Raw genomic sequence first — 24288 nt, 5'->3', positions numbered from 1 at the left:
TATGATATTTATGAAACCTCTCGCCGCCGCTGCCGCGCTGGCCTTTTTGGCCGCTTGCGGCGCACCTGATAGCATTGTGGTCCAAGCACCTGCCATCACCGAAACTGTGCGTATCGGGTTCCGGTCGGTTGAGGTGAAGGACGTGTCCCTACCTAGTTATGCGGCCGCAGACGAGATTGCACAGCAGGCTCCGGATGGGTCGTTGATTACCTCTAAGGTGCTGTGGGCAGATGCCCCTGATCGCGCGATTGGCTTGGAGCTGAGCCGCAACCTTGCGCGGCTTACCCGTGCGCGGATCGCATCCGAACCATGGCCATTTGAAGAAGACGCCGCTGCTGCGCTAGATGTGCGTTTTTCCGATTTGATTGCTGGAACCGATGGGACCTTCCGTGCGACAGGGCAGTATTTTGTTGCTGTGTATGAAGGGCGTGAACGTTCAGGCTTGTTTGACCTCAGTGTGGCATATGATCCTAACGGCGGTCCCGCTGCCATCGCCCGTGCGCGTGGGCAGATTATTCTGGATCTCGCGAAATACATCGCAAGCAAAGGGCTGCGTTAGGGCAATCCCTTGCGCAAAGGGCGCTAGCGCCCTACATCGCTAACTATGGCTCAGGTAAAATCATCTTCCAAATCGGACCCCAACTATAAGGTCGTCGCAGAAAACCGCCGCGCGCGGTTTGATTATGCGATCGAAGAAGACATTGAATGCGGGATTATGCTGGAGGGATCCGAAGTGAAATCCCTACGCATGGGCGGCTCTAACGTTGCCGAAAGCTATGCCGCTGTTGAAGATGGTGAGCTGTGGCTCGTGAATAGTTATATTGCGCCATACAAACAGGCGAAAACCTTTGGTCACGACGAGCGCCGACGCCGCAAGCTGCTGGTCAGTCGCAAACAATTGGCCGAGATGTGGAATGCAACTCAGCGCAAAGGCATGACGCTGGTGCCGATGGTGATGTATTTCAACCATCGCGGCAAAGCCAAGATCAAGATCGGCATCGCTAAAGGTAAAAAACTGCACGACAAGCGTGAAGACGCAGCCAAGCGCGACTGGTCACGTCAAAAATCCCGCCTGATGAAAGATCACGGCTGAGAGGCCTGATTTCTAATTCCCCGTTAACCATTTCAGTCCTCGTGATAGCGTGCCCTTCACTCTAGGAAAGCCGCGCCAAGGGCGCTTTTTAAATTCTGCGGCGCGAGGAATATATTATGGAACTTTTAATTGGCCTGATTTCAGGCGCTTTGGGCGGTAACGTTGCAGGCAAAGCTATTGGTGGCATTAACCAAGGTACGTTGATCAACTCGATTGCGGGTATCGTAGGTGGTGGCCTTGGTGGTTCGATCCTTGGTATGATCACCGGTGGAGGTGCTGCAGCAAGCGGCATGGATATTGGTTCGATCATTACGCAGATTGCTGGCGGTGGCATCGGCGGCGGTGTTGTTTTGGCCGTGGTCAGCATGATTCGCAACAAGCTGGGCTAATTTGCCATGTAGGGTAGGTGGCAAAAGCCTCCTGCCCTTGCCAGACTCGCCCCAGACAGCTAGGCAAAGAAAAATCTTGTCGGGGGCATGAAATGGTAAATGATCCGAAAACGCTGGTCTCAACTGAATGGCTGGCGAAACATCTTAAAGATCCTGATCTTCGGATATTGGACGCATCGTGGTATCTGCCAGCGGACGGGCGTGACCCAAAAGCGGAGTATGACGCAGGCCACATTCCTGGTGCGCGCTTCTTTGACATTGATGAAATTTCGGATGGCAGGTCCAACTTGCCGCATATGGCGCCTCCGATAGAAAAATTTATGTCGCGGATGCGTGCGATGGGCGTTGGTGATGGTCATCAGATCGTTGTGTATGACGGCGCAGGCATTATGTCAGCGCCGCGTGTTTGGTGGCTTTTCAAATTGATGGGTCAAGAAAATATTGCCGTCCTCGACGGTGGTCTACCCAAGTGGATCGCGGAAGGGCGCGCAACAGAAGACATGCCGCCAATCCCGCGCGACCGTCACATGACGGTTCGGTTTCAAAATCAGTTGGTGCGTGATGTGACGCAGGTTGCGCATGCATCCAAGCTTGGGTTGCCCCAGATTGTGGATGCTCGGGCTGCCGTACGCTTTCGTGGTGAAGCACCAGAACCGCGTGAAGGTCTGCGTTCGGGGCACATTCCCAAGGCGCGAAATGTGCCATTTGGGACGTTGCTAAATGCCGATCAAACTCTAAAGACAGCCGCTGAAACCAAGGCCGTGTTTGAGGCTGCAGGCGTTGATTTGGCCAGGCCGATTATCACATCGTGCGGGTCAGGTGTGACCGCTGCTGTGCTGGCCTTGGCTTTGGAAAGAATGGGCCATACTGAGTGGGCCCTTTATGATGGATCATGGGCCGAGTGGGGAATGTTCCCGACCGTGCCAATCGCAACCGGAGATGCGTGATGTTTGAGACCCTAAAGCAGCAACCAGCAGATAAAATTCTGGCTCTTGTTCAGATGTACCGCGAGGACCCACGCGAGTCTAAGGTAGACCTTGGTGTTGGTGTCTACAAAGATGCTACGGGCCTTACGCCAATTATGCGCGCTGTTAAAACGGCAGAGCATCAACTGTGGGAAACCCAAGACAGCAAGGTTTATACTGGTCTTGCGGGTGATCCGGCATTTGGCGATGCGATGGTTGATTTGGTTCTTGGCGATGCCGTGCCGCGCGCCAATGTTGCGGCAGCGGCCACTCCGGGTGGTACGGGTGCTGTGCGTCAGGCATTTGAGTTGATCCAGATGGCACGCCCGGATGCGCGTATTTTTGTGTCTAATCCGACATGGCCCAACCACATTTCAATGCTGTCATACCTTGGCATTGAAATGGTCCCTTATCGATATTTCGATGATGAGACACGGGGTGTTGATTTTGATGGTTTGATTGCTGACCTAAAGACCGCGAAAAAGGGTGATGTGGTTCTGCTGCACGGCTGCTGTCACAACCCGACAGGCGCGAACCTCAATAGCGCTGAGTGGGATGAGGTTATCAAAGTGCTGCTGGAAACCGGCGCTACCCCGATGATCGACATCGCCTATCAGGGCTTTGGGGATGGGTTACAGGAAGACGCAGCCGCCACGCGCAAGCTGGTCGCGGCGGTTCCTGAATGTCTGATCGCGGCAAGCTGTTCAAAAAACTTTGGTATCTACCGTGAACGCACGGGCCTGTTGATGGTTGTTAGTGCTGAGAGCAGTGCAAAGGCGCTTTATCAGGGGACACTTGCGTACCTCAATCGTCAAAACTTTAGCTTCCCGCCCGATCACGGCGCACGTTTGGTCACGATGGTATTGAACGACGCAGAATTGCGGGCCGATTGGGAGGCTGAGCTGGAAGATGTTCGTCTAACCATGTTGGGGCTGCGCACCCAGTTGGCCGCTGAATTGCAGCGGTTGTCTGGTTCGGATCGTTTCGGTTTCCTTGCCCAGCACCGTGGGATGTTCTCTCGTCTAGGGACAACACCTGAAATGGTGGAAAAACTACGCGCTGAGCACGGGATTTATATGGTTGGCGACAGCCGCATGAATATCGCGGGCTTGAACAAGCAAACAGTGCCAATCCTCGCAAAGGCGATTGTGGACATCGGCATTTAAGCCTGAAGGTTTTTAGTGCTTCAAATAGAAAAAGCCCCGCATCAGATGATGCGGGGCTTTTTGTTTGCCTTGTGAATGCGCGGCCCTCTGGGAGGAGGTCGAAGGCCGCGCATTTGAATTACCCGCGGGTGAATTCAGGGTAGGCTTCCATACCCAGTTCGGCCATGTCGAGGCCCATGATTTCGGCTTCTTCGCTGACGCGAATGCCCATGGTTGCCTTGAGGATAAACCAGACCGCGCCGGATACGACGAAGGTGAAGACACCTACAACAATGATGGAATAGAGCTGCGTGCCGAGGCTCGCGTCACCATTCGTAAGAACAACAGCGATTGTGCCCCAGATACCTGCAAACAAGTGCACAGGGATTGCGCCAACAACGTCGTCGATCTTGAGCTTGTCTAGGAACGGAACCGCGAAGACTACGATCACACCACCGACGCCACCGATCAGTGTCGCCATACCAAGGGACGGCGTGAGCGGCTCTGCCGTGATGGATACGAGACCCGCCAGTGCACCATTCAAGATCATGGTAAGGTCAGGCTTTTTGTACAAAAGCTGTGTCAGCACCAGCGCCGCAATAACACCACCAGCAGCAGCAGCATTAGTGTTGGCGAAGATGCGGGAAACGTCTGCGATATCGCCTACAGTACCCATCGCCAGCTGTGAGCCACCGTTAAAGCCGAACCAGCCGAGCCACAGGATGAACATACCCAGTGTCGCCAAAGCAAGGTTGGAACCAGGCATTGGGTTTACACGCCCACCTTTGTATTTACCGATACGTGGTCCAAGGATCAGCGCGCCTGCCAGAGCAGCCCAGCCGCCTACAGAGTGCACAACAGTGGAACCTGCGAAGTCAAGGAAGCCCATTTCGTCCAAGAAGCCACCGCCCCATTTCCATGACGCTTGCAAAGGATAGATGATGCCGGTCAGGATGATCACGAAGATCAGGAAAGGCCATAGTTTGATGCGCTCGGCCAAGGCACCAGAAACGATGGATGCAGTTGCCGCGCAGAACATCAGCTGGAAGAAGAAGTCAGAACCGGTTGAGGCATATTCTCCGTCATCCGCACTGGCCAGATCGATGCCAACGGCTTCGAGAACACCTGTTCCGAATACGCCGGACAGAACGCCCTCAACGGACCATGTACCAAGCGGGTACATCAGATTATAGCCGAACGCCCAATAGGCGATTGTGGCCAAGGAAAAGAGTGCCACGTTTTTGGTCATCTGCATGGTCACGTTTTTGGAACGTACCAATCCGCCCTCTAACATGGCAAAACCAGCAGCCATGAAGAAAACCAGAAAACCGCCGATCAGGAACAACAGCGTGTTCATGATCCAAATCATTTCAGCTGAAGAGGGGACAGCCGCGTCTTGTGCCAGTGCAAAAGTCGGCAGCGTGGCTGCGGCGACAGTGACCGGAATGAGAGATTTCATATTCATCTTATTGTCCTTGAGTTAGATAGCGTCTTCGCCGGTTTCGCCTGTACGCACGCGCACAACCTGCTCGACATCGAGCACAAAGATCTTGCCGTCACCGATTTTTCCGGTTTGTGCAGTTTTGCTGATCACTTCGACCATCTGGTCCGCAACGCCGTCTGCAACGACGAGTTCCAGTTTGACCTTTGGTACAAAGTTCACGACGTATTCTGCGCCGCGGTAAATTTCGGTATGGCCCGACTGCGCGCCAAACCCTTTGATTTCTGTAACCATAAGACCGCGCACGCCCGCTTCGGTCAGCGCTTCGCGGACTTCCTCGAGTTTGAATGGTTTGATCGTGGCAATGATGAGTTTCACCTAATTGTCCCCTCTTAAGTTGCAGGCTTTCCTGCTTAATGCTTTTGGAGAGAACTGGATAAACACATCAAAAGGGAAGGATTCGTGGGGGTAATTTGGTACATCACCGTACGGCAGTGATTAAAATTTAATCGATAAGTCGAATCTGCCTAAAAACCGTGCATCAATATGAAGCTTTCTGAGGTATCAAGTGCTAAACAATTGGGCCGCAGGGGGCTAAGATGAAAAAAAACAACAGCCGAGCAGGCCCTATTAATGACTGATAAACCTAAACGCAGGCGGCCCTTGGTCGCTGAGAACCGGTATGGTAGCAAAGCCCGCGCAGCAGCGAGCAAATCTGCAACAAAGACACGAGCGAAACCTAAGCCAAAGGCCAAAGCAAAGCGTACGGCAAAGCCCGCGCGTAAACGGCGTGGCGGTATCTTGGGGTTCTTGTCGGGGTTAGTGCGTTGGTTCTTTAGATTGATCTGGGTGATTACGTCCCGTTCGGTGCTTGCTGGCCTTGCGATATTGGCCCTGTTTGTGGGCTATTATTACACCACGCTGCCGCCAGCCGGAGAGATGTCGGATGGGCGTGCTGGTGGATCTGTCACGATGTTGGACTACAAGGGTGAGGTCTTTGCTTGGCGCGGTGATCAGTTCGGTGGAGCGGTGACAGCAGAAAACGTGTCTCCCCATCTTATGAATGCAGTGGTGGCGACAGAGGATAAGCGGTTCTTTAGGCACTTCGGTCTCAGTCCACGGGGCATTGCTTCTGCAGTTCGGATTAACCTGAGCGAAGGGCGAGGTCCCCTTTCGGGTCACGGGGGGTCTACGATCACGCAGCAAACTGCCAAGCTGTTGTGCTTGGGGGAGCCATTTGACGTAACATCTGGCCAGACCGAAGCGGAATATGAGGCGGAATGCCGCCGTGGTTCGCTGAAGCGTAAAGCCAAAGAGGCCGTTTATGCGATGGCGATGGAGGCGAAATACTCCAAGAATGAAATCCTGTCGATCTATCTGAACCGTGCTTATATGGGCGGTGGTGCTTATGGTGCGGAGGCCGCAGCGCAGCGTTTCTTTGGCAAACAGGCTGCCGTTCTTAACCCAGCTGAATCCGCTATGCTTGCCGGTTTGTTAACTGCGCCTAGCACCCTTTCACCTACCTCAAATCTTGAGCGGTCCCGTAATCGGGCGGCAACCGTTTTGCGTCTGATGAAAGAACAAGGGTACCTTTCGGATGAAGAAGAAGCGGCTGCGCAGGCTTCTCCAGCAGCTCTTTCTGAGGCGGCGCAAGCGCGTGCAGGTGGTGCTTTTGCCGATTGGGTTATGTCCACAGGACCAGAATTTTTCACCCGCAAAACCACAGAAGACGTGATCATTCGAACAACGCTAGATCAACGCATGCAACGAGCTGCAGAGGATGGCCTGAACTGGGTCTTCGAAAATAAGGTTCGTGCAGGTTCAAAAGCACAAGCCGCAATTGTTGTGATGAGCGCAGACGGCGCTGTCCGCGCAATGGTAGGTGGACGCAAAACCAAAGTGTCGGGCGCGTTCAACAGGGCCACGCAGGCACTGCGTCAGACAGGGTCTGCATTCAAACCGTTTGTGTACGCAGCAGCGCTTGATCTGGGTTATTCGCCCAATGACCTTGTAGATGACAGCCCCTATTGTCTGAATATTCCGGGTTCAGGCCAATGGTGCCCAAAAAACTATACTAAACGATTTGTTGGACAAACGACGATGACAAACGCATTGGCGAAGTCGCTGAACATTCCTGCGGTCAAGATATCTGAATCTGTTGGTCGTCAAACAGTGAGTGCAGTTGCGTCGCAATTCGGGATCAAAAATGATCTGGCGACTGGTCCTGCTTTGGCCCTTGGTGCGTCTGAAAGTACTTTGATCGAAATGACGGGGGCTTTTGCGGGTATTCTGAATGGTGGCTCATCTGTGACCCCCTTCGGATTGATTGATTTACGCCTGAGGGGCGACTCTGAGCCATTGATGGGGACAGGGGGCGGTATCGGGGAGCGTGTCATTCAAGAAGATGCAGCTGGCCAGTTGATCTATATGATGGAAAAGGTTGTCTCTGAAGGGACGGGAAAACGTGCGCAATTTGGCGGCCGCCAGATTGCAGGCAAGACGGGTACAACGTCGGCAGCCAAAGATGCGTGGTTTATCGGATTTTCTGCTGATTATGTTGCTGGCGTCTGGATGGGGTACGACGATAATACCCCGCTCAAAGGGGTTACTGGCGGTGGCTTGCCAGCTGAAATTTTCCGCGAAGCGATGAAACGAGTTCATGAGGGTGTCCCAATAAAGCCGTTACCGATGGTTGATCCGGCACCTGCTCAGGTTATTTTTGAGGGTGACGTCAACGAAGTTACTCCTTTTCCTCAATCTCAGCAGAACAATCGTCCTGCCAGTATCATTGATCAAGTACTCCAAGATATATTTGGGGGCAGTGGAAGCGGTAGCGGAACAAGTAACCCAACTGGTGGAGATCGCTAAGCACTCGTGTGTAACGATCCCATGTTGCGCGGTCGTCGGGTACGGAATATGCCTTGTTAACGCATGTTATGCTTGGCTACAGTCGGCGTTATATGGCTGTGGTGTTTGGCGTGCTGTCGTTATTTCGCGATCTATGAGCGCCGAAGGTCGTTTTGAAAGGTATTTATGCAAACCGATGCAATTAAACGAGGGCGCGAAGAGTTGCGTCAGATTCGTAAACGTAGTCGTTCCCTCTATTGGACCGTAGGATTATTTTCGGCATTTGCGAATCTGCTGATGCTGACTGGTCCGCTTTATATGCTGCAGGTTTATGACCGCGTATTGGGGTCGGGGAGCCAGGAAACACTGGTGGCTCTTTCACTGTTGGTTGTGTTTCTCTACGCTGTTATGGGTATTCTCGACTATACGCGTGGCCGGATTATGGCCCGCGTGGGTGCGCGGTTTCAGGATGATCTGGATCGGCGTGTGTTCGATGCTGTTGTGCGCAAATCTGCTGTGGCACCTGACGCAAAAACCAACGGAAGCCTCACCGATCTAGAATCGGTGCAGCGGATGATCATATCGCCAGTATTGATGGCGGCGTTTGACCTTCCTTGGACGCCGATATTTTTTGCGGGCATTTTTGTTTTTCACGCCTATTTGGGGTATATGGCCCTGATCGGTGGGGCGGTATTGATTGTTATTGCGATCGCCAACCAGTTTCTTTCGCGCGGCGCTCAGGCGCGGGCGGGGCTTGCAGGCCAACATGCGTCTAGCATGGCTGATCAGATTCGCACCGAAGCTGAGATGGTGCAGGCGATGGGCATGCGTGAGGCAGCGTTCAACCGCTGGCAAAAAGCACGGACTGAAGCCCTTCAGGGACAAGTACGTGCGGCAGACGTTGGTGGCACGTTTAGTTCGATGACAAAGACTATTCGGTTGTTTCTGCAATCTGCGATGCTGGGGATGGGGGCCTATTTGGTTCTACAAAACCAGCTGACGCCGGGTGCGATGATTGCTGGTTCGATCCTGTTGGGTCGTGCGTTGGCACCCGTCGAGATGATGTTGAACCAATGGCCAATTGTGCAACGCGGTATGACAGGATGGTCAAATCTGGTGGAGCTTTTGGGCACAGTCGCCGTTGAAGGGCCGCGCACCGAATTGCCAAAACCAAAAGCATCATTGATTGCTAAAAATCTCACTGTGGTTCCTCCGGGAGAAAAACAAGCGTCACTTAAGTCTATCTCGTTCAAGGTTGAGCCGGGACAGGCTGTTGGTGTGATCGGGCCTTCGGGCGCGGGCAAAACGACATTGGCGCGTACGCTCACCGGGGTCTGGCGTCCTGCGGGTGGCTCAATTCGTCTGGACGGTGCCGCGCTTGAACATTACGGGACCGAGACATTGGGTGGACACATCGGTTATTTACCGCAAAGCGTTTCATTGTTTGATGGCACCATTGCACAAAATATCGCGCGATTGGCGGAAGCCCCTGATGATAAAAAGGTTGTCGCAGCAGCGAAAATGGCCGCAGCCCATGAGATGATCCTTGAGTTGCCAGATGGGTATGACACTGTTATCCGGTCGGGGCAGGTGCGCCTTTCTGGCGGCCAAATGCAACGCATTGGCCTTGCTCGCGCTTTGTACGATGAGCCGGTCTTGCTGGTGCTGGATGAGCCGAATTCGAATCTCGACAACACCGGATCGCAGGCATTGAACCATGCAATCCGCGCGATGAAAGCATCGGGGCGTTCGGTGCTGATCATGGCCCACAGGCCAGCCGCCATTCAGGAATGTGATACGCTTCTAGTGCTTGATGCAGGTGTGCGCATGGCATTTGGTCCTAAGGACGAAGTGCTAAAGGGCATGGTGAAAAACCACCAAGAAATCCAAAAAGCGCCAGCCGGTGCAGGAGGCGTGTCATGAGCGAAAAAACGAAGTGGTCCGCTTGGCGTCCCGTTACCATTGGTATGATCGGGATTTTGATTCTGTTCGGTGGCTTTGGCACATGGTCTGTGATGTCCAATATTGCGGGCGCAATTGTTGCATCGGGGCGCATAGAGGTCGATCGCAACAGACAGGTAGTGCAGCACGATACAGGCGGCACCATCTCTGAAATACTTGTCGATGAAGGCGATCTGGTTAAGGCGGGCGATTTGTTGCTGAGGCTTGATCCAGAGCAGGCGCAATCTGAATTGACGCTCATTGAGGGGCAGTTGTTTGAACTCATGGCGCGCCGTGGTCGTCTAGAGGCGCAGCGCGATGAAGGGGACACAATAGAATTCGCCGACTCTCTCGTGGAAGTGGGCAAAATGAACCCTGACGCTCAGGAATTGATGGACGGTCAAAGAAACCTGTTCTTTGCACGCCGCGATAGTATCAAACAAGAGATCGATCAGTTGGGTAAGCAAAGCAATCAGATCGAAGACCAGATCATAGGTATTAATGCACAAGAGGAGTCTCTTGTTACGCAACTTGGGTTGATTGAACAGCAACTTGTAAGTCAGCAAACATTGTTGGACCAAGGGCTGGCGCAAGTTTCTTCTGTACTGGGTCTGCAACGGGAGATGGCGCGCCTTACAGGTGAAATCGGTAGTTTGATTGCATCGCGCGCGCAGGCTGAGGGCCGCATTACAGAGATCGATATCATTGAATTAAAACTGGGCACATCTGGTCGTGAAGAGGCGATATCGCAGTTGCGGGAAATTCGTTATCAAGAACTGTCTCTTGTTGAACGGCGTCGCGCATTGAAGGCCACGATTGACCGTTTGGATATTCGTGCACCAGTTTCCGGCATAGTCTATTCTTTGCAAGTGACCACACCGCGTTCGGTTATTCGCCCTGCGGACCCTTTGATGTTCTTGGTTCCCCAAGACCGCCCGCTGGTGATTGCAGCACAAGTCATGCCCACAAATGTTGACGAGATTTCGGTTGGACAAGAAGTAAACTTGCGGTTGTCCTCGCTTGATCAGCGCACCACACCCGAATTGAAGGGGCTTGTGGTGCTGATCTCAGCGGATGCACTGGATGACCAAACAACCGGGGCTAGCTATTTCCGCGCCGAGATAGTTCTGTCTCCTGGTGAGATGGAGCGGTTACCGGAAGGCACCCAATTATTGCCCGGTATGCCAGTGGATGCGTTCATCAAAACCGGTGACCGATCCCCGCTGACGTATCTGGTTAAACCAGTGACCGACTATTTTGTGAAATCTTGGCGCGAAAGCTGAACCTTGGGTCTTTCGCGCGAAGGCTAACGGGGTTAGCTTCCGCGCGACTCAACTGACCAAAGGACTTAAAATGAGCATTGCACAACGTCTCAAAGATCAGAATATTACTCTGCCTGACGCCTCGGCCCCAGCGGCTAACTATGTCCCATTCGTTCAGGTGGGCAATACACTGTATGTGTCTGGCCAGATTTCGCGCACGGATGACGGGTTGATATTGGGCGTATTGGGTGAAAACATGAGCGTCGAAGACGGTGCTGCGGCAGCTCAAACCTGTGCATTGCAGCTTTTAGCTCAAGTTCAGGAAGCCTGTGGCGGAGACATTAATCGTCTTAAGCGTGTGATCAAGCTTACCGGTTTTGTGAACTCTACCAAGGACTTTACGGACCAACCCAAAGTTATCAACGGATGCTCCGATTTCTTGGTTGAGGCATTGGGTGAGGCCGGACGCCACGCGCGTTCCGCCGTTTCCGCAGGTGCATTGCCATTGGGCGTTGCCGTTGAGATCGAAGGCATTTTCGAAATTTCATGACCAAAGCTGCGTTACCAGATAGCTTTGCGCGGGTGCCCTTGGCACACCGCGCATTGCACGACGTTGCCGATGGCCGTCCGGAGAATTCCCGTGCGGCCATTTGTGCGGCTGTTGAGGCCGGATACGGCATTGAAATTGATCTCCAGCTGAGTTCAGATGGGGAGGCGATGGTCTTTCACGACTACCATCTTGAGCGGCTGACAGAGACCCAAGGAGCTGTCCAATTGTTCACCGCTGCTGCGCTCAAGGAGACCCCCTTGCGCGGCGGAGATGAGGGTATTCCAGATTTGGCGGAGGTCCTAACGCTGATTGGGGGACAAGTGCCGCTGCTGATTGAACTCAAAGATCAAGACGGAGCAATGGGCTCTAATGTGGGTACGTTGGAACGGGCTATCGCTGAGGCACTTGTTGGTTACGTCGGTGATGTTGCGGTCATGTCGTTTAACCCGAATTCGATTGCGATGATGCAAGAGCTTTGTCCTGATGTTCCACGTGGCCTTGCGACATGTGCTTACGATACACATGAATGGCCACTGTCAGATGCCGTCTGTGAACGGTTACGTGCCATCCCTGATTATGACCGTGTCGGCGCGTCGTTCATCAGCCATGAGGTGAATGATTTGGACCGCGCAAGAGTAAACGAACTAAAGCAAGCTGGCGCATTTATCTGTTGTTGGACAGTGAGCAGCGCCGAGCAGGAACAGCAGGCGCGGCGGATGGCAGATACCATTACATTTGAAAGCTATCTTGCGGCGCCTCCTGCTTGAACATCTCTGTTAAGGTGCCACTTATAGTGAACAGACCAACAGCAGGGACATCAACATGAGCGCGCAAGAGGTCGAGATTACGATTGTCCAGTCGCTGTCCGAGATTAACGCCGCCGATTGGGATGCATGTGCCTGCCCTGAGGCTGTTGACGGCGCCCGGCCCAATGATCCCTTTACCACTCACCGCTTTCTTAAGGCGCTTGAGGACAGTGGCAGTGTTGGTGGGAGGACAGGGTGGCAACCTCAGTATTTGACGGCGCGGATTGCGGGCCAGATCATTGGTGTCGCGCCGCTGTATGTGAAATCGCATTCTCAGGGTGAATACATCTTTGACCACTCTTGGGCGCATGCCTACGAGCAGGCGGGCGGGCAGTATTACCCCAAGCTTCAGGTCGCGGTACCGCATACGCCTGCTTCGGGCCGACGGTTTTTGACGCGAGAGGGGTTTGAAGAAACGGGGTTCAATGCACTGGTCCAAGGGGCTGTGCAGCTCACTGAGAATAACAATCTAAGCTCTCTTCACGCGACATTCTGCACCGAAGAAGAGGCTAAGCGTGCTGAGGCTTTGGGCATGATGGTGCGCAAGAACCAACAGTTTCATTGGTGCAATGAGGGGCATAGCGATTTTGATGCTTTCCTAAGCACCCTCAGCTCCCGCAAACGCAAGAATATCCGAAAGGAACGTGCAACCGCTCAAAGCTTTGGAGGGAATATTCAAACCTTTACGGGAGATAGTCTGAAACCTGAGCATTGGGATGCGTTTTGGAGGTTTTATCAAGACACAGGCGCGCGCAAATGGGGGCAACCCTATTTAACACGGGCGTTCTTTGACATCGCCCATGAGGTGCTGCGCGACGATATTGCGCTGGTACTGGCCGAGCGTGATGGGCGGTGGGTTGCTGGCGCGCTCAATTTCATAGGCGCGGATACGTTATATGGTCGATACTGGGGCTGCAGCGAGCACCATTCCTGTTTGCATTTCGAACTGTGTTATTATCAAGCTATCGATATTGCGATCGAAATGGGATTGGGTAGTGTTGAAGCTGGCGCTCAGGGAGAACACAAGCTGGCACGTGGCTATCTTCCGACGCCGACATGGTCGCTTCACTGGATGCGAGACGCAGGATTCGCGCGCGCTGTAGGCGAGTTTCTAAACGCTGAACGTGCCGCAGTGGATGAAGAAATAGAGATACTGACCGATTACGGACCTTTCAAAAAGACGAAAGTCGAGGAGCAGGAATGACAGAGAAGCTAAGTGTAGAGACACGCGGACCATTGCTTGATCCACTATTCCAAAATGGCTGGGCTATGGTTGAAGGACGTGATGCGATTGTCAAAACCTTCAAATTTGATGACTTTGCAGATGCGTTCGGCTGGATGACCCGCGCGGCGATTTGGGCCGAGAAATGGGATCACCATCCCGATTGGAGAAATGTCTATAACAAGGTGATTGTTACGCTCATCACGCATGACGTTGATGGTCTTAGTACGCTTGATGCCAAACTGGCGCGCAAAATAGATCGTCTTTGAACAATAGATCGCTGAACTGCAGATAGGCCAATGCCCAAAGGGTAAAAGAGGTTAAACAGGGTCGCACAATGTGCGACCCTGTTGTCGTTTTACATGCTGTCGAGCAGGCTTTCACCACCAGAGACGTCGCAGACGCCGGAGTTTTCTTCGGCTTGAAACAGCGTCACCTTACCATCATCAACCAGCATCGCATATCGTTTGGAACGCGCAACCAGACCAGCAGGTGCCGCATCAAAATCCATCCCAAGTGCCTTGGTGAATTCAGACGACGCATCGGCCAGCATTGTGATGCCTGCTTCAGTTGCACCAGTTGCTTCGCCCCATGCCTTCATGACGAAAGGGTCATTGCAGGATACGCAGATGATCTCGTCTACGCCTTTTGCATCGAACTGATCTTTTGTGCGAACAAAGCTGGGAACATGGGCAGAGTGGCATGTAGGCGTGAAGGCACCCGGCACAGCAAAGATCACAACTTTGCGGCCTTTGGTTTTGTCGCTCATTTGCACTGGTGCTGGTCCTTCAGCGCCCATTTGTACAAGTGTCGCGTCGGGCAATGTATCGCCTTGAGAAATTGGCATGTGGTAACCTTCCATGTGATTGTGTTTATCCTTATGCCAGATATAGGGTCTGCACAGTGCTAGGGCCAGTGCATCAAGGGAGATAACCATGCGCCATATCGTAGTGATCGGAGCAGGGCAGGCGGGATCATCTTGTGTGGTTAAGCTGCGCAATGGCGGTTTTGATGGAAAAATCACTTTGATTGGTGCCGAATCCCACCCCCCTTACCAACGCCCACCATTGTCTAAAGCCTATTTGATGGGGGATATGACGCTTGAGCGTCTATTTTTGCGGCCCGAGAGTTTTTATGGCGAGAATGACATTGATTTACGTTTAGGCGTGACTGTTGAGGCAATTGATGCCGCTGGGCAAAAGATAACCACCAGCGATGGTGTGATCGGATATGATGAACTGGTGTTCACAACGGGCTCCATACCGCACAAATTGCCTGCTGCTATCGGTGGTGCTCTTGACGGGGTCCATGTTGTGCGTGGATTGGCTGATGTTGATGCAATGGAACCGCGCTTTGTAAAAGACGCGCGTGTGCTGATTGTCGGCGGCGGTTACATCGGGCTAGAGGCTGCATCGGTTGCCGCCAAGCTAGGCCTTGAGGTTACTTTGGTCGAGATGGCACCGCGGATCTTGCAGCGGGTGGCGTCACCTGAAACGTCTGATTTCTTTCGCACTCTGCACCAGGGTCATGGCGTTGATCTGCGCGAGGGTGTTGGCCTTGAGCGGTTGACTGGTGAAGGTGCCGTAAATGGAGCTGCGCTTACGGATGGTACCACGCTTGATGTTGATTTTGTCATCGTTGGTGTGGGCATCGCGCCTGCCACGGCATTGGCCGAGGCTGCAGGTGTAGCGCTGGACAACGGGATTGCCGTTGATGGTCACGGGCGTACCAATGTTCCCCACGTCTGGGCCGCGGGTGACTGCGCCTCGTTCCCGTATCGTGGCGGACGTATCAGGCTGGAAAGCGTACCAAACGCAATCGAGCAAGCCGAAGTTGTGGCTGAAAACCTGATGGGTGCGGAAAAGGATTATACTGCGAAGCCGTGGTTTTGGTCTGATCAGTATGACGTGAAGCTGCAAATTGCGGGCCTAAATACGGGTTATGACCGCATTGTTACGCGCGGCGCGGCGCCTGGACCTGTTTCATTTTGGTACTATAAGGGTGAAACGCTGTTGGCAGTGGATGCCGCCAATGATCCGCGCGGATATATGGTAGGAAAGCGCCTGATCGAGGGCGGTAAATCACCCGCACCTGAGGTGGTCGCTGATCCTGAAACTGATCTCAAGGCACTGCTCAAAGCGTGAGGATCATATCAGGGGCATATCGCGGAACGGTGTTGGCAGATGTGGGCAAGGGCGACGTGGCTGCGCATTTGCGTCCTACATCAGATCGCGTCCGCGAGAGTCTGTTTTCCATGCTGACACATCTCAACGTTATCAACGGCGCACGCGTGCTTGATCTATTTTCAGGTACTGGCGCGTTGGGCATAGAGGCGCTGTCGCGGGGTGCCAAAGACGCGGTGTTTGTCGAAAATGGCCGCGTTGCGCAAAAGCTGATTGCTCAGAACGTCGATAAAGTCAGAGCTGGTGAAAAGACCACGCTTATGCGCAATGATGCGACCAAGCTTGGCAAGTGTTCAGCCACGCCTTTTGATCTGGTTTTTCTTGATCCGCCTTATGGCAAAGGGATGGGGCAGCAGGCACTCGCCGCTGCGCGCATGGGCGGGTGGCTGGCTAAAGGTGCGTTGATCGTTTGGGAAGAAAATGCGCCGATGGATGCGCCAGATGGCTTCACACGAACCGAACGGCGTAAATACGGCGACACGCACGTCACCTTGCTGACACACAACTGATCCGCACCGCTCATGAGCCGTGCGGATCAAGCGTTATGAATGTTGATCAATACGTCGGGTGGAATTTTCCAGCAGGCGACAGAGTAAAAATCTCACACCCATCTTCTGTTACGCCAATGGAATGTTCGAACTGCGCTGACAGGGATTTGTCGCGCGTAACGGCTGTCCAGTCATCGGCCAACGTTTTGGTTTCGGCGCGACCCAAATTCACCATGGGCTCAATCGTAAAGAACATACCTGGCTCTAGAACGGCTTTTGTACCTGCCTTGCCGTAGTGCAAAACATTTGGCGGCGCGTGAAAAACACGGCCCAGACCATGGCCGCAGAAATCAGTTACTACAGACATCCGATGCCCTTCAGCAAAGGTTTGGATCGCGTGGCCGATGTCACCAAAGGTGTTGCCGGGTTTGACGACCTCAATACCCTTCATCAAAGCCTCGTGCGTGATGTCGATCAGGCGCTCGGCCTTGCGGCCCAATTTGCCCGCAACATACATGCGTGATGTATCGCCGAACCAACCGTCAACAATAACAGTTACATCGATGTTGACGATGTCGCCGTCTTTCAGCTTTTTGTCGCCGGGGATGCCGTGGCACACAACGTGGTTGATCGAAATACAGCTGGCATGTTCATAGCCTTTGTACCCGATAGTTGCTGATTTTGCGCCAGCGGCGTTGACCTTCTCTTCGATCAGGCGGTCAATCTCGGCTGTGGTTTGTCCTACAACAACATGCTCGGCGATCTCATCAAGGATGGTCGCGGCAAGTTTGCCTGCGGCGTGCATGCCAGCAAAATCTGCAGCTTCATGGATGCGAATGCCGTCTTTTGTCGTGCGACCTTTGTGGGTGTCTGTCACCGGTCTCTCCATCGGTTGTTTGGCCTTGTTTAGCGCGCAGTGCGGCCAAGGACCAGAGGGGTGGCAATGGTGATGCCTTCTGGGGTGATGTGGGTGCCAATGCACAGGGTTTCAACGCCTGCCTTTGTAGCGTCTTCATGGGCGGCGGCATAGGTCGGGTCGATGTCGTGGGCGATGTCGACATGTGTGCAATCGGTGCGTTGTACCAAATACAACAGCACGGCGCGATGGCCTGCCTGCGCCATCTTGGCAAGTTCTGCCATGTGTTTTGCCCCGCGTGCAGTGACCGAGTCGGGGAATTCTGCTAAACCTTGGGTGCGGCATAGGGTAACGGATTTCACCTCAACATAGGCATCCGGAAGGCTGTCTTGGGTGAGTAAAAAATCAACACGAGAATTGGTTCCGTATTTCACCTCTGGGCGCACGGTGGTGTAGGCGGCGAGTGGCGCTATCGCGCGGGCCTCTAACGCGGCGCGCAACACACGGTTGGGCAGTGAGGTATCAACGCCTGTGAAATGACCGTTTTCATGATCAACCAAACGCCAGCCATATCGCAGCTTTTTCTTGGGATCGTCATTTGGTTCGAGCCAGATTTTACTGCCCTCAACAGCGAGCCCCATCATTGAACCAGGGTTGGCGCAATGGGCTGTTACCTCACGTCCGTCTTCCAACCTGCAATCGGCAAGGAAGCGTTTATATCGGCGGATTAGGCGGGCGGGTACAAGATCGGTTTGAAAGCGCATGCTAGGGGGCTATACCTTTGAGAGAACAGGCTCAAGGAGAGGCGAAATGACGAACCCCACTGCGGCGATGTTGGTGATCGGGGATGAGATCCTCTCGGGACGGACACGGGATGCGAATATGCACCATCTGGCTGGGCAGCTAACTGAAGCAGGCATCACGCTGGCCGAGGTGCGTATTGTGCCGGATGAGCGCGATGTGATTATCGCGGCCGTGCAGGCGTTGGCTGCTGGTTACGAGAATGTATTTTCATCCGGCGGGATTGGTCCGACGCATGATGACATCACCGCGGATTGCATGGCGGCAGCCTTTGGTCAAAGCATCGATGTGCGCGATGATGCCCGCGCAATTTTGCAGGCGCATTATGACAAAGCAGGAACCGAAATGAATGAGGCGCGTCTGCGTATGGCGCGTATTCCTGCTCAGGCGACGTTGATCGATAACCCCGTTTCATCCGCGCCGGGTTTCACCATCGAGAACGTGCATGTGATGGCTGGCGTCCCAAGTGTTTTTACCGCGATGGTCGCAAGTGTTTTGCCAACGCTGACAGGCGGCGCGCCATTGCTCAGCAAAACATTGACCGTGCATCGCGGTGAAGGCGATATCGCTGGCCCGTTTGGCGCATTGGCCGAAGCTTATCCTGCGCTTTCAATGGGCAGCTACCCTTTTCAACGTGATGGTAAATATGGTGCTAATCTGGTTGTGCGGGGCCATGATGCTGGAATGCTCGACGAGGCGATGAGTAAGCTGGAAGAGGTGTTTGCATGACATCTGATGTGCAGCAACTTTATGATGTTGTTGAGGGTACATGGCCGCCAGCGCGGGTATGGTCCGATGGGCCATGGACATTGCGCGATGGTGCTGGCGGCGGGAAACGTGTGTCGGCTGCAACGGCGTCGGGTGATTTTGTCGACGGTGATATCGCGTTGGCAGAGGCGGCCATGCGCGAGATTGGCCAAACTCCGTTATTCATGATCCGTGAAGGTGACGGCGCACTCGATGCACTGCTGGCCACGCGCGGGTATGATTTGATCGACGAAGTTGTGCTGTATAAAGCCCCGATTGAGATACTCACGGATTTGCCAATTCCGCGTGTGACCTGTTTTCCGATTTGGGAACCTCTCGCCATAATGAGTGAGATTTGGGCGCAGGGCGATATTGGCCCTGCGCGATTGGATGTGATGGGGCGTGCCAAAACAAAAACAGGTGTGTTGGCGCGGTGGAATGAAAAACCAGCGGGAGTGGCATTTGCCGGAATTCATGATGGCGTTGCGATGGTTCATGCAGTTGAGGTTCTACCGCATCAGCGCAAACAAGGCGTCGCACAATGGTTGATGCGCGCGGCGGCTATCTGGGCCGAAAAGCAGGGTGCAACAGAAATCGCTGTCTTGTGTGTGACTGCAAATAAACCTGCCAACGCGCTCTATACCAAGCTGGGCTTTGCCCGCGCTGGGACGTATCATTACCGAATATTATCAGATCAAAGGAACGCACCATGAGTGACGAAGCCCCCACCGCCCTTGACTTGCCCATGGTTGATCCGCTGCCTGCGGAGACGCAAAAGTACTTTGATATTTGTACGGAAAAGTTGGGGATGATCCCTAACGTTCTGCAAGCTTATGCTTTTGATATCGACAAGCTGAACAGCTTTACCGCGCTGTATAACGATCTGATGCTGGGCCAAAGCAACCTGAGCAAGCTAGAGCGCGAAATGATTGCAGTTGTTGTTTCCGCAGTAAACCGTTGTTTCTATTGCCTCACGGCGCATGGTCAGGCAGTCCGCGAATTGTCTGGTGATCCGATCTTGGGTGAGACGCTGGTGATGAATTACCGCGTTGCCGATCTGGACCCTAAGACGCGTATGATGTTGGATTTTGCAGTCAAGCTTACTGAAGCCCCAGAGGTGATCGAAGAAGACGATCGCGAAGCGCTGCGTGCCATTGGGTTCTCGGATCGTGACATTTGGGATATCGCATCGGTTGCTGCGTTCTTTAACATGACCAACCGTGTAGCAAGCGCGTCAGATATGCGACCCAACAAGAGCTATCACGCGCGATCACGATGAAGCATTGGCTATGCGCACTGGCGGTTATGTCTGCAGGAACCGCGCAAGCGGTTGACCTGCAGCTGCCCGCTGGTGCACGGCAGATGATTGTACGCGATACAGTCCAAGATCGGTATTTTGCGCCGATTGCGCCTTTTTCAGAGGGTGATCTGCCAACCTTAATGCTGGAGGGGGCAGTCGCGCGCAGTGCATGGCGTGTTGATGTGGCGGGGTTGACGCCGCTGCAACTGATAACACCGCTGCGGGATCAGTTGTTGGCGGCGGGGTTTCGCATTGTGTTGGACTGCGCAGCGTTGGATTGCGGAGGATACGATTTCCGCTTTGCGACTGAGGTGCTGCCAGCCCCCAACATGTACGTCAATATCCGAAACTATCACGTCATCACGGCACAACGTGGTGCTTTGGATTCGCCTGAGGTTGTGACAATCCTTACGAGTGCTTCAAGCGGTGGATCATTTGTTCAAATCATTCAGGTGGGCGGTGATGCTGCCGAGAACAGGATTGATGCCGTGTCAGGGCGAACAAGCACGCTTTCTGAGGGCGACATAGATGAAACCCTGCTGAGGGACGGGCATGTTGTACTGGCTGGCCTGGATTTCCAAAGCGGTACATCCGAATTAGGCGCTGGCCCGTTTTCGGCGTTGGCGGATTTGGCTCAGGTGCTGAAATCACAACCTGAAATGCGCGTGGCGCTTGTTGGTCATACGGATAATGTTGGCGAGTTGGATGGGAATATGCTGCTTTCGCGCGATCGGGCAAATGCAGTGCGTGCGCGATTGATCGAGCAGTATGGTGTTGCCTCTTCGCGATTGGATTCGCAGGGAATGGGATATCTGGCGCCCTTCACTTCGAACCTCACCGAGGCAGGCCGCGAAACAAACCGACGCGTCGAGGCTGTTGTACTCGGAAACTAAAAAGCCCCCGATATTGCAACTGCAATACCGAGGGTGAAGGTCACCGAGGGGACTTGGTGTTTTATGTCTGGCTTACCACTCGCTTGGGCCTTTTTCGGCAAAAGAGTGGACCAGAAAGTCGATAAAGGCGCGGACTTTGGGCTGCGTGAAGCGTCCGGGAGGATAGACCGCATAGATGCCTTGGGTTTCTTGTGGCAACTCAGGAATTGCATCGACAACCAGACCTTTTTCCATGGCTTCTGCGTAAAGAAAGCTAGGGAGGTATGCGATGCCAAGGCCAGAAATTGCGGCGTTTAGCAGCGATTGGCCGTCATTCACAGAAAGCCAACCAGCTGTGCGAACCTGACGTTTTTCACCAGATGGCGCAGTGAGTTTCCACACGTTGCCCGAGGACTGGTTTGAATAGTGCAGCAGCTTGTGATCATTCAGATCATCAATCTTTTCAGGACGGCCATACTTCTCGAAATACCCGGGAGAGGCGATCATCCGTTTGGTCGTTTCCGTTAGCTTCCGTGCGCGAAGGGTGCTGTCTTCCAGCTCCCCGATGCGGACTGCCATGTCGAAACCTTCAGAGATCAGCTCGACGTAGCGGTTGTTGAGGACCATGTTGACTGTGATGTCTGGGAAGTCACCTAAGAATTCCGATAAAACCGGCGATAGGTGGTTCACCCCGAAATCGGTTGCGACCGATATTCGTAATAGGCCCGAGGGCGCGGATTGCATGGATGTGACCAGCGCATCTGCTTCACCAGCGTCATTCAGAACGCGGCGGGCGCGGTCGTAGTAGGCTAGGCCAATTTCTGTCGGGGACACACGGCGTGTCGTCCGGTTGAGAAGGCGTGCACCAAGGCGGGCCTCAAGTGAAGAGACGTGCTTTGAAACAGCGGATTTCGAAATCCCCATCTTCTTTGCGGCATCGGTAAAGCCACCTTGATCCACTACCGTGGCAAATGCTTCCATTTCTGTAAGGCGGTCCATGCCGTCCCCTTCCATTCCTAGTTCGAGGATCAGCTATGATGGGGGAATGGGGCGCAAACGGGGCAAGTGTGAGACAGTAGCAAGGTAATTGCATAACCGTTGCAGTACGGGAAACGCTGGAACAGTGTGTTTCCCGTCTTGGCTTTAGCAAACTAGCAAGTCTGCTCATGCCGATTGCTGTATGTCGTATAGGCGCTCTCCGAAGGAGGATCTCCCTCGGAGAGTATTTGTAACTACAGGCTTGCTGCCAGTCGTGTGCCTTGGTCGATCGCGCGCTTTGCATCCAGTTCGGAGGCGACATCAGCACCACCGATCACGTGGCATGTCTTGCCCTTTGCTTCCAACGCGTCGGCAAGTGAGCGATCCGAAAGCTGGCCAGCGCACAGAACAATAGTATCAGCAGGAATAACCTGGGGGTTCTCACGCGCTTCACCAAAGGAGATATGAACGCCGTCATCGTCGATCCGCTCATAGTTGACGCCTGCGATCATCTTGACGTTTTTCATGGTCAAAGATGCACGGTGAATCCAGCCTGTGGTTTTACCTAGGCCTTTACCCGGTTTGGTTGGTTTGCGCTGCATCATTGTGATGGCGCGGGTTGGCTTGTGAGGTTGCGGCCCCTCAGGTGCGAGGCCCGAGCGGTGCTCGGACGTGTCGGCTACACCCCATTCCCGCATCCATTCCGGTAGGTTCAAGGTTGTGCTTTCACCGTCATCCACAAGGTGCTCGGAAACATCAAAGCCGATGCCGCCAGCGCCGATGACCGCAACGTGATCGCCAATCTTGGCGTTGCCCTTGAGTACGTCGATATAGCTGTAGACGTTTTTATGGTCTTGGCCGTCGATCTGCGGATCACGCGGCACAACACCTGTAGCGATGATAACCTCGTCAAACCCATCCAGATCGTTTGCAGAGACTTCTGTGTTCAGCTTTACGTCGATGCCATGATGGGCAACCATGGTGCGGTACCAATCGACAAAGCCCCAAAACTCTTCCTTGCCCGCAACTTGTTTCGCAAGGTTCAATTGGCCGCCGATCTCGGACGCACGGTCAAACACGGTGACGGTGTGGCCACGCTCTGCGGCCGCAATCGCTGATGACAGGCCAGCAGGGCCTGCGCCAACAACTGCGATGGTTTTTGCAGCTGTGGTTGGCTCCAATACCAATTCGGTTTCATAACAAGCGCGCGGGTTCACAAGACAAGACGAGATTTTACCGCTGAAGGTGTGATCAAGGCACGCTTGGTTACAGCCGATGCAAGGTGCGATGTGCGCGCCTTTGCCAGCTGCTGCTTTGTTTACGAAGTCAGGATCCGCCAGCATGGGCCGCGCCATAGACACCATATCGGCGCATCCGGTCGATAGGACCTCTTCGGCGACTTCGGGTGTGTTGATGCGGTTGGAGGTGATGAGCGGAATGGAGACTTTGCCCATCAATTTTTTCGTGACCCAAGCAAACGCCGCACGCGGAACGGAAGTTGCGATTGTGGGGATACGAGCCTCATGCCAACCGATACCAGTGTTGATAATCGTGGCACCCGCTTTTTCGATCTCTTGAGCCAACTGCACAATTTCATCAAAGGTTGAGCCGTTCGGTATAAGATCGATCATCGACAGGCGGTAGATCACGATGAAATCGGTGCCGACCGTTTCGCGGACACGTTTGACGACCTCAATCGGCAGACGCATACGGTTTTCATACGAACCACCCCATTCATCGGTTCGCTTATTTGTGTGGGTCACCAAGAACTGATTGAGGAAATACCCCTCAGAACCCATCACCTCAACGCCGTCATAGCCCGCTTCTTTTGCGCGACCCGCACAGGCGGCGATGTCTGCGATCTGTTTTTCAATGCCTGCTGCATCCAGCTCGGTTGGCGGGAAGGGAGAGATCGGGGATTTGATGGCGGACGGAGCTACACATTTTGGGCCATACGCATAGCGACCTGCATGCAGGATTTGCATAGCGATTTTGCCGTCTGCATCGTGGACACGGTCCGTGACGATCTTGTGGTTTGCGACGTCTTCATCGCTGGTTAGCATCGCAGCACCGGGTAGCACTGACCCTTCTAAGTTGGGGCCAATACCGCCCGTCACCATAAGGCCAACGCCGCCACGCGCACGTGATGCATAAAATTCTGCTACGCGGTTCCAGTCTTTTGTTTCTTCCAGACCGGTGTGCATTGAGCCCATGAGGACACGGTTTTTGAGGGTGGTAAAACCCAGATCAAGCGGAGCAAGCATATTGGGATAGCTGGACATGGGGATAACCCTTCTGGCGTTATAAAGTTCGGTTCAGCATGGCGGTGGCAGCACCGCTTGTCATTAAAAACGCGGCGTCAGGGGCGGGGAGGTTTCAGCGCTGTAAATGATGATGTAGGT

At 53.8% G+C, this 24288-nt stretch carries 25 protein-coding genes; 18 read left to right on the top strand and 7 right to left on the bottom strand.

Features of this window, described 5'->3' with window-relative positions; translation table 11 throughout:
- Nucleotide 1 precedes the first annotated feature (1 nt).
- The 5 genes from V7775_RS03900 to V7775_RS03880 all read left to right on the top strand — a co-directional run bounded on the left by V7775_RS03900 (nucleotide 2) and on the right by V7775_RS03880 (nucleotide 3613).
- Nucleotides 2–559 (top strand): PqiC family protein, encoded by a 558-nt coding sequence (locus V7775_RS03900; RefSeq protein ID WP_335750543.1) that lies wholly within the window; start codon nucleotides 2–4, stop codon nucleotides 557–559.
- Nucleotides 560–604: 45 nt separating this feature from the next.
- Entirely contained in the window at nucleotides 605–1093 is a 489-nt protein-coding gene (gene smpB, locus V7775_RS03895) for an SsrA-binding protein SmpB (RefSeq protein ID WP_335750542.1), read from the top strand.
- Nucleotides 1094–1209: 116 nt separating this feature from the next.
- A complete protein-coding gene (locus V7775_RS03890) occupies nucleotides 1210–1482 on the top strand; it encodes a hypothetical protein (protein ID WP_335750541.1) in 273 nt (90 codons plus the stop codon).
- Nucleotides 1483–1574: 92 nt separating this feature from the next.
- The gene (gene sseA, locus V7775_RS03885) at nucleotides 1575–2429 is read left to right on the top strand and encodes a 3-mercaptopyruvate sulfurtransferase (RefSeq protein WP_335750540.1); all 855 of its coding nucleotides are present in this window, start codon (nucleotides 1575–1577) and stop codon (nucleotides 2427–2429) included.
- Nucleotides 2429–3613 (top strand): amino acid aminotransferase, encoded by a 1185-nt coding sequence (locus tag V7775_RS03880; protein WP_335750539.1) that lies wholly within the window; start codon nucleotides 2429–2431, stop codon nucleotides 3611–3613. Before sseA ends, V7775_RS03880 begins: the two co-directional genes overlap by 1 nt.
- 118 nt (nucleotides 3614–3731) lie before the next feature.
- On the opposite strand, the gene amt is transcribed toward V7775_RS03880, so the two are convergent.
- Nucleotides 3732–5051, bottom strand: coding sequence for an ammonium transporter (gene amt, locus V7775_RS03875; RefSeq protein WP_335751054.1), 1320 nt, complete (start codon nucleotides 5049–5051; stop codon nucleotides 3732–3734).
- 21 nt (nucleotides 5052–5072) lie between these two features.
- Nucleotides 5073–5411, bottom strand: coding sequence for a P-II family nitrogen regulator (locus V7775_RS03870; protein WP_335750538.1), 339 nt, complete (start codon nucleotides 5409–5411; stop codon nucleotides 5073–5075).
- A 255-nt stretch (nucleotides 5412–5666) separates the two neighbouring features.
- Here V7775_RS03870 and V7775_RS03865 point away from each other — a divergent pair, with 255 nt between their 5' ends.
- The 7 genes from V7775_RS03865 (at nucleotide 5667) to V7775_RS03835 (ending at nucleotide 13930) form a co-directional block, all read left to right on the top strand.
- A complete protein-coding gene (locus V7775_RS03865) occupies nucleotides 5667–7901 on the top strand; it encodes a transglycosylase domain-containing protein (protein ID WP_335750537.1) in 2235 nt (744 codons plus the stop codon).
- Nucleotides 7902–8066: 165 nt separating this feature from the next.
- On the top strand, nucleotides 8067–9803 hold the full coding sequence (locus V7775_RS03860) for a type I secretion system permease/ATPase (protein ID WP_335750536.1): 1737 nt from the start codon (nucleotides 8067–8069) through the stop codon (nucleotides 9801–9803).
- Nucleotides 9800–11104: an HlyD family type I secretion periplasmic adaptor subunit gene (locus V7775_RS03855; protein ID WP_335750535.1), complete on the top strand. Its 1305-nt coding sequence runs from the start codon at nucleotides 9800–9802 to the stop codon at nucleotides 11102–11104. Before V7775_RS03860 ends, V7775_RS03855 begins: the two co-directional genes overlap by 4 nt.
- 70 nt (nucleotides 11105–11174) lie before the next feature.
- The gene (locus V7775_RS03850) at nucleotides 11175–11633 is read left to right on the top strand and encodes a RidA family protein (protein WP_335750534.1); all 459 of its coding nucleotides are present in this window, start codon (nucleotides 11175–11177) and stop codon (nucleotides 11631–11633) included.
- A complete protein-coding gene (locus V7775_RS03845; protein WP_335750533.1) occupies nucleotides 11630–12400 on the top strand; it encodes a glycerophosphodiester phosphodiesterase family protein in 771 nt (256 codons plus the stop codon). Before V7775_RS03850 ends, V7775_RS03845 begins: the two co-directional genes overlap by 4 nt.
- Before the next feature lie 55 nt (nucleotides 12401–12455).
- Nucleotides 12456–13643, top strand: coding sequence for a GNAT family N-acetyltransferase (locus tag V7775_RS03840; protein WP_335750532.1), 1188 nt, complete (start codon nucleotides 12456–12458; stop codon nucleotides 13641–13643).
- A complete protein-coding gene (locus V7775_RS03835; protein WP_335750531.1) occupies nucleotides 13640–13930 on the top strand; it encodes a 4a-hydroxytetrahydrobiopterin dehydratase in 291 nt (96 codons plus the stop codon). Before V7775_RS03840 ends, V7775_RS03835 begins: the two co-directional genes overlap by 4 nt.
- 89 nt (nucleotides 13931–14019) lie before the next feature.
- Here V7775_RS03835 and V7775_RS03830 read toward each other — a convergent pair whose 3' ends face one another.
- Nucleotides 14020–14508 carry a peroxiredoxin gene (locus V7775_RS03830; RefSeq protein ID WP_335750530.1) on the bottom strand — a complete coding sequence of 163 codons (489 nt, stop codon included), beginning with the start codon at nucleotides 14506–14508 and terminating at the stop codon, nucleotides 14020–14022.
- Between the two features lie 88 nt (nucleotides 14509–14596).
- On the opposite strand from V7775_RS03830, the gene V7775_RS03825 reads away from it, so the two are divergent.
- Complete coding sequence (locus V7775_RS03825) at nucleotides 14597–15805, top strand: NAD(P)/FAD-dependent oxidoreductase (RefSeq protein WP_335750529.1); 1209 nt, start codon at nucleotides 14597–14599, stop codon at nucleotides 15803–15805.
- On the top strand, nucleotides 15802–16353 hold the full coding sequence (gene rsmD, locus V7775_RS03820; RefSeq protein ID WP_335750528.1) for a 16S rRNA (guanine(966)-N(2))-methyltransferase RsmD: 552 nt from the start codon (nucleotides 15802–15804) through the stop codon (nucleotides 16351–16353). Before V7775_RS03825 ends, rsmD begins: the two co-directional genes overlap by 4 nt.
- Nucleotides 16354–16399: 46 nt before the next feature.
- On the opposite strand, the gene map is transcribed toward rsmD, so the two are convergent.
- The gene (map, locus tag V7775_RS03815) at nucleotides 16400–17221 is read right to left on the bottom strand and encodes a type I methionyl aminopeptidase (protein ID WP_335750527.1); all 822 of its coding nucleotides are present in this window, start codon (nucleotides 17219–17221) and stop codon (nucleotides 16400–16402) included.
- A 17-nt stretch (nucleotides 17222–17238) separates the two neighbouring features.
- Nucleotides 17239–17952, bottom strand: a complete 714-nt coding sequence (gene sfsA / locus V7775_RS03810) for a DNA/RNA nuclease SfsA (RefSeq protein ID WP_335750526.1) — start codon at nucleotides 17950–17952, stop codon at nucleotides 17239–17241.
- 46 nt (nucleotides 17953–17998) lie between these two features.
- Here sfsA and V7775_RS03805 point away from each other — a divergent pair, with 46 nt between their 5' ends.
- Genes V7775_RS03805 through V7775_RS03790 form a run of 4 tightly spaced genes read left to right on the top strand, consistent with a single transcriptional unit; the run spans nucleotide 17999 to nucleotide 20929 of the window.
- Nucleotides 17999–18718, top strand: a complete 720-nt coding sequence (locus tag V7775_RS03805) for a competence/damage-inducible protein A (RefSeq protein ID WP_335750525.1) — start codon at nucleotides 17999–18001, stop codon at nucleotides 18716–18718.
- On the top strand, nucleotides 18715–19449 hold the full coding sequence (locus V7775_RS03800) for a GNAT family N-acetyltransferase (RefSeq protein WP_335750524.1): 735 nt from the start codon (nucleotides 18715–18717) through the stop codon (nucleotides 19447–19449). The genes V7775_RS03805 and V7775_RS03800 overlap by 4 nt, the downstream gene beginning before the upstream one ends.
- Complete coding sequence (locus V7775_RS03795) at nucleotides 19446–20015, top strand: peroxidase-related enzyme (RefSeq protein WP_335750523.1); 570 nt, start codon at nucleotides 19446–19448, stop codon at nucleotides 20013–20015. The genes V7775_RS03800 and V7775_RS03795 overlap by 4 nt, the downstream gene beginning before the upstream one ends.
- Nucleotides 20012–20929, top strand: coding sequence for an OmpA family protein (locus V7775_RS03790; protein WP_335750522.1), 918 nt, complete (start codon nucleotides 20012–20014; stop codon nucleotides 20927–20929). Before V7775_RS03795 ends, V7775_RS03790 begins: the two co-directional genes overlap by 4 nt.
- Before the next feature lie 72 nt (nucleotides 20930–21001).
- Here V7775_RS03790 and V7775_RS03785 read toward each other — a convergent pair whose 3' ends face one another.
- Both V7775_RS03785 and V7775_RS03780 read right to left on the bottom strand, forming a co-directional pair.
- Nucleotides 21002–21907, bottom strand: coding sequence for a LysR family transcriptional regulator (locus tag V7775_RS03785; RefSeq protein ID WP_335750521.1), 906 nt, complete (start codon nucleotides 21905–21907; stop codon nucleotides 21002–21004).
- Between the two features lie 233 nt (nucleotides 21908–22140).
- The gene (locus tag V7775_RS03780; RefSeq protein WP_335750520.1) at nucleotides 22141–24168 is read right to left on the bottom strand and encodes an NADPH-dependent 2,4-dienoyl-CoA reductase; all 2028 of its coding nucleotides are present in this window, start codon (nucleotides 24166–24168) and stop codon (nucleotides 22141–22143) included.
- Nucleotides 24169–24288 lie beyond the last annotated feature (120 nt).

Source organism: Sulfitobacter sp., from assembly GCF_036960155.1.
Taxonomy (GTDB): Bacteria; Pseudomonadota; Alphaproteobacteria; order Rhodobacterales; family Rhodobacteraceae; genus Sulfitobacter.
The sequence above is the reverse complement of the archived record's forward strand: the minus strand, read 5'-3'. Positions and strand labels throughout refer to the sequence as shown.